The 6,378-nt window shown below is 58.6% G+C and carries 1 protein-coding gene; it reads right to left on the bottom strand.

Annotated features, from left to right (window positions below; genetic code table 11):
- Positions 1 to 6,166, bottom strand: a 6,166-nt coding sequence (locus MB02_RS17900; RefSeq protein ID WP_067540767.1) for an autotransporter outer membrane beta-barrel domain-containing protein, incomplete at its 3' end; no start/stop codon positions are given.
- Positions 6,167 to 6,378 lie beyond the last annotated feature (212 nt).

Here is a 6,378-nt window from a genome sequence, read left to right as displayed (position 1 = left end):
CCGACTTATCCCAGTCGAAGAACACGATGTATGGGCCCTTGTTGCACACCACCTCTGGTGCCGGGGGCGGCGGAGGAGGAGGCGGGGGCGGCGGGGGAGGCGGCGGCGGCGGAGCCGGCTCGGCAGCGCCGAACTGATACCGCAGTCCGGCATTCCCGATATAGGCCCTGTAACCTTCATCCCCAAACTGCGTGGCACCGCGCAGGAAGAAGCTGAGGCCACTATTCTTGTTCGAGAAGCTCAGGCCTGCTGCAACTTCGCCAAAGGCGTCGTCCGCTTCATACCCGAGTACAGTGCTGTTCCCTGCGCTCGACAACGTAACCTTGTACTTGCCTTCGAACTCATCCCAGACACTGCCTTCGATGTACGGCTCTATCACGTTACCGTTACCGCTCGCAATCGAAGCACCCAGACGGGCACCCAGACGGCCACGGAAGCTCTCACCATCGTGAAGCCCCACGCCAGTACCCAACAAGGTCGCCTTGTCGAAATCGGTGTGGACGTAGGCCAACGTCGCCTTCGGCTCGAAGAACATGTTGGAACCGAGCGGGAGCCTGTAGCCGGTATCAAGGATCGCACCGACAGATGTATAGTCGGTGTCAAAGCTCCCCGCGAATATCCCGTCGTCGAACTTGTAATCGATCGAACCGAAATCGACCTTGACGGCGAGATCAGCGAAGAACGGACCATCCAGACGGGTGACATAAGCCCCGATGGAACCCTGCTCGAAATCCATGTCGGTATTCGAAACGCTGAAATCGAGGTCGGACTTGGCATATCCGCCCATGACCCCGAACAGCCATGCCTGATCGTTGCCACTGGCCGAACGACTTTCCGAACCGAAATCCAGACCGATCGTGAAGCCGTAGAAATCCTGGTCGATCTTGTCCTCGTAGGAATAGACTCCACCACCGGATAACCCAGCCGGCGCTCCAGCCGTGTTGCTCATATCACGCTTGATCTGGCCACCGTAGACACGGCCCCACAAGCCTGGAGTGACATTGCCCGCAACTGTGCCGTCACCGTTGCCGGTGAAAGCCGAACGCAGGTCGGCAGTCCGATCCAGCCAGGTCCCCGTCGACACATGCCAGAGGTTCTGGGCAGCATATGCTGCGACCGGGAATTCAAACGCCTCACGATCAGGTGTGCTGGCCAGGACCCATTCATCGTACCCCGCATTGTTGACCGGGGTGTCACGCAGATAAGCATCGTAACGGAAGAGCCCCTTGTCGATGCCTCCGTTCGTCGTGAAATCAGGTGTGGCGGAGCTGGTATTTCCAGCAACCATCGCGAACACGATCCCGTCGCTGGCGCCGATCAATTGGCCAGGAGCAGCCCCGGTGATGTCGTTCACCTGGATATTGGTTGTGCCGGTAACATCACCATCCACGACAAGCACATCGGCAAGGCCATTCGACTGCAACTGAGCATCGAATGCGAAGACGCTGTTAGCCCCAATCGCATTGAAGTTACCCGTGGTCGAAACGATTTCGGCGGTGTCACCGTCAACCGTGTTGAGCAGGCCTATGTTGTTGAAATCGCCGAGCCCGTCGAAGGCCAGCGTACCGACAACATTCACTTCGCCGGTATTGTCGAGAGTGCTGACGCCGTTCGGATGGACGAACGCGAACATATGATCGCCATTCGTGTTGATCTCACCCGAGTTGGCGATCGCGACATTGCCGTTGGCAGATTCGAACGTGGTCAGCGACGTCGTGACGGCGTTCACCGTACCCGCATTGCCAAGCAGGATATCCCCATCGCCATAGACGTAGTTAGCTCCGGCGAAGGTCCAGTCAGCACCGGCATTGTTGTCGAACAATACGCTGGCACCGTTCACATCCGTGCCCAAGGCAACCAGAGCGACATTGCCGGTCATCGAACCGTCATTGACGATACCGATCGTTCCTTCCGCATAGGACCATATGATGGCCCCGGCTTCCGGATCGACCTGATTGTTCGTGATGACGCCGTTCACATCGTTGTGCAGCGTCAGTGATCCGTCACTGAAGGTCCATACCGTGGCGAACAGATCTCCATCGCCCTGCACCAACCCATCGTTGTAGATATCGATGTCGTTCTGGCCGGCCGGATCGAACGAAATGGCCGAAATGCCCGAACCCAACGCATGAATTTCCGCGCCGGTGCTGTTGGTGATCGTGGTTGCACCCGGTCCCGCGTTAAGCGTCGAGATACCGAATACCGGAGCGGGATTTACCCCCGCGCCAACTGTTCCATTGTTAGTGACAATCACATCGCCAGCGCCGAAGTTGGCAGCAGCCAGCCCAATGAAATCTGCTTCGACGTTGGCATTGTTCGTTACCGAGGCAGTACCCGGCCCGAACGTCACAGCAGAAGCGCCGATAAACGGCGGGTCGATATCCCCGTTCACCGTGACAATGGCATCACCGCCGAACGATGTCGCAGCTGCGCCATACATCCCATTGTCGGCCGTGATCTTGCCATGCGTATCGACATAGGCATTGCCGCCGAAGGCAGTTGCAATCACGCCCGAGCCATTCGCGGACACGATCGTGCCGGAATCTACATCGACATTGGTGCCAGTGGCGACAATCCCGGTCAGTTCCGAACCGATCGTGCTATCCGCACCGGCAACCACCACATCGCCAAGCGCCAGTGCATTAACACCGACCCCTGCCGTATTGGTCACAGTGCTCGTACCCAATATGATATCGATGTCACCAGCTGCGAAAGCGCCGATACCCGCGATACCGTTGGCTGCGATATCACCATAGGTGGTGATATCGATATCTCCACCCAAAGCGCCAGCCAGAATGCCGGAGCCATTCGCGGACGTAATATCGCCTGCGTCGATAACGATATCCCCAGCAAACGAAGTCGCCAGAATCCCGGTCAGATCCGAGTTAATCGTGCTGTCCACGCCCGCGATCGTAATATCTTCGCCAGCCACAGCCATCAGGCCGAACCCGTTTGTCGCTGTGACGGTATTACCCAGCAGGTCAATGCCGATATTTTCCGAAGCGAATGCAGACACACCGGCGAGACCTTCAGCCGTCGTGTCGCCGTGCGTATCGATATCCACGCTGCCGTTCAGCGCAACGCCCGTAACGCCAACACTGAGCGGGCCAGCGCCTACCGCCGTGACAGTGCCGCTGTCGATCCAGACGTTTCCATCCGTCGCGACGCCTGCAACGCCAATTGCCGCATTCACGGTTGAGCCTTCACCTTCGATGTCGACATCGCCGGCATCGAAGGAAACGCCCACAACACCTGCGCCGTCGAGCGCGGTAACCGTATTGCCCAGAAGGTCGATGCCAACATCGCCCGAGGCAAAGCCACCAACACCGACAAGCCCTTCAGCTGTCGTGTCGCCATGCGTGTCGATATCCACGCTGCCATTCAGCGCAACGCCCGTAACGCCAACGCTGAGCGGGCCAGCGCCTGCCGCCGTGACAGTGCCGCTGTCGATCCAGACGTTTCCATCCGTCGCGACGCCTGCAATGCCAATCGCCGCATTCACGGTTGAGCCTTCGCCTTCGATGTCGACATTGCCAGCATCGAAGGAAACGCCCACAACACCTGCGCCGTCGAGCGCGGTAACCGTGTTGCCCAGAAGGTCGATGCCAACATCGCCCGAAGCAAAGCCACCAACACCGACAAGGCCCGTCGCCGTTGTGTCGCCGTGCGTGTCGATATCGACCTGGCCACCAACGCCAACTCCGACAACACCAACGCTGAGCGGACCCGCACCGGTAGCAGTGACTGTACCACTGTCGATCCAGGCATTGCCATCCGTCGCGACGCCGACAACGCCGATGGCGGCATTCACGGTTGAACCTTCGCCTTCGATATCAACGTCGCCACCATCAAGCGCGACACCTACGACACCGGCGCCGTTCAGTGCAGTGACCGTATTACCGAGCAAATCGATACCAACATCGCCGCCCGTGTCGGCAAAGCCGCCGACACCGACAAGGCCCGTCGCCGTCGTGTCGCCGTGCGTGTCGATATCGACACTGCCACCGCCCTGCGCCACACCGATGACGCCGAGGCTCAGGCCGCCGAGACCGCTGGCATCAACCGTGCCGCTATCAATCCAGACGTTGCCACCTGTATCAGCGTAACCAGCAATGCCCGCGCCCGCGTTCACTGTCGAATTCGCACCTTCGATATCGACATCGCCGCCGCCTTGCGCAACGCCGACAACGCCAAGGCCGCTCAGTGCCGTAACCGTGTTCGCGCCCAGCCCGATATCGACATCACCGGCCGTGTCGGCATAACCACCGACACCGACAAGGCCCGCCGCCGTCGTGTCACCATGCGTGTCGATGTCGACACTGCCGCCGCCCTGCGCCACGCCAATGACGCCAAGGCTCAGATTACCGAGACCATTGGCATTGACCGTGCCGCTGTCGATCCAGACATTGCCGCCAGCACTGGCATAACCACCGATGCCTGCACCTGCGTTGACCGTGGAGGTAGCAGCCTCGATATCGACGTCACCGCCGCCCGAGGTGTAACCGCCAATGCCCAGCTGAGGCTGGGTAAGGTCACCGATCAGTGCCCCTTCGGCGTCGATATTTACGTCGCCGGTGCCATTGTTAACACCCAGAAGGCCCACTGTGGTCGCATCGACAGTAGCCGCACCGGTCGTGATATTGGCATCGGACGTGCCACCCAGCACAATCGCCGCCGCGCCAATCGCCGGCGGGTCGATCGTAACACCGTTGAGGTTTACATCGGCACCGCCCTGCAGCGAGATTGCCGCAGCACCGAACGTGCCCCCATCGACCGAAATATTGCCATGCGCGTTGACCGTGGCATCGCCTTCATTCGTGATTGCAATCGCGCCACCGCCAACGGGGAACGTAACCGCACTGAACGATCCGGGCAGCGAGATGCCGCCCGCGCCAGCATTGACTTCGCCGGCATCGACTGTCGCGTTGCCTGTTCCAACCGCAACGGCGACAATGCCCGAGCCATTGGTGGAAGTGACCGTGCCATCGCGCACGTCAACCGTAGCAGCACCGCTGCCGAACGAACCGATTCCAATCGGGAAACCAGTCAAGACGGAAATACCGGTGCCGTCCGTGGTGGTCACATCTCCAGAACCGGTTACCGACGAATTTCCAAGCGAAGCCACGTCGATGCCGCCGGTGGCAGCAGTAATTTCGCCATTGTTGGTAATGGTCGCGCCACCGCCGGTCACAACCTGAATACCCTTGCCACCGGTCGAGGTGATCGAAGCGTCTTCGGCATTGGTAACAGAGGTCGATCCTGCGACCTGGAAAATATCGATCGCCGTATCGGTCGAATAGATCGTCCCCGCGCCCGGCAGCAGATTGCCATCAGGGTCGTTGGTTACTGTGATCGTGGTTCCCAGAGGCGTATTGGAATTAATGTCAATCGCATTGCCGCCAATCGGATTGACGGCGTTGCCCATCACGCCATTGTTGTTGATCGTTACCGAGCCAGAGCTATCTGAAAGAAGGCTGACATCGACACGCACGCCATCACCGTTGGTCGCGAAAATCGTACCGTCGTTATTCAACGTGTAATTAAGAACTCCGACCCCTGTGTGATTGATCGTAATCGCGTCTTCCGCCGCGCTCACCTCACCCGTGGGCAAGATGTTCATAGTGATGCCGGTACTGCCCGTTCCGCCCGGAAGATCGACGACAATCGCATCGTCATTGTAGCTTTGAATCGTACCGCCGATATTCCACGTGCCATTAACGGCCGTAGTTCCCAAGAAGAAATCTTCACCATGGACATGAACCTGAACATCACCGCCGGTGATGCCTGAATCCGCATCCTGCATGTTCAGATTAAAAGTCCTATTGGAAACAACGAGAAACCCGCTCCCTTCCAATCCCACGTCCAGGCTATCGCCGGAACCATTGGTCAACGAAGAATTCGGCTGAACCGTGACAGTAACACCAGTGCCGTCACTGCTGTTGAGGCTGGCGCCATCGACATCGTCATTGCCGCTGCAAACGATGGTATCCGGGCTACCGCCCGTTGTAGTCACGCAGTCCGCAAGCGCAGGCGCAACCGACAGCGGAGAGAAATATCCAGCCGATGCAAGCAGCGCCAGGGCAGTGCTGGAAACCAGCATCCGGCGCCGACGCACACCCGGCATTTGTGCAGCCGCAGACGCGGCGCAACGCAGTTCAACTTTCATGACAAGCCCCCAAAATTCGCAGCAAACAAGAGAAATAACAGACTCAGATTATGCGACTCATTTTCCCGGGCGATAACAAGTTATCGGCACGCTAACCAGACCTATTCAGAATACAGGTCCGAATTGGCGGAAATGGTTCTATCAGTCTCATCCCGGCGTTTTGGCCGATTACACGCATTTTACGTGGTGTTAAAAACAGACGAACCCCTTGA

The organism is Croceicoccus estronivorus, from assembly GCF_001625325.1.
In the GTDB taxonomy this organism is placed as follows: domain Bacteria; phylum Pseudomonadota; class Alphaproteobacteria; order Sphingomonadales; family Sphingomonadaceae; genus Caenibius; species Caenibius estronivorus.
Note: the sequence above shows the minus strand (reverse complement) of the source record. Positions and strands in the feature narration are given on the sequence as shown.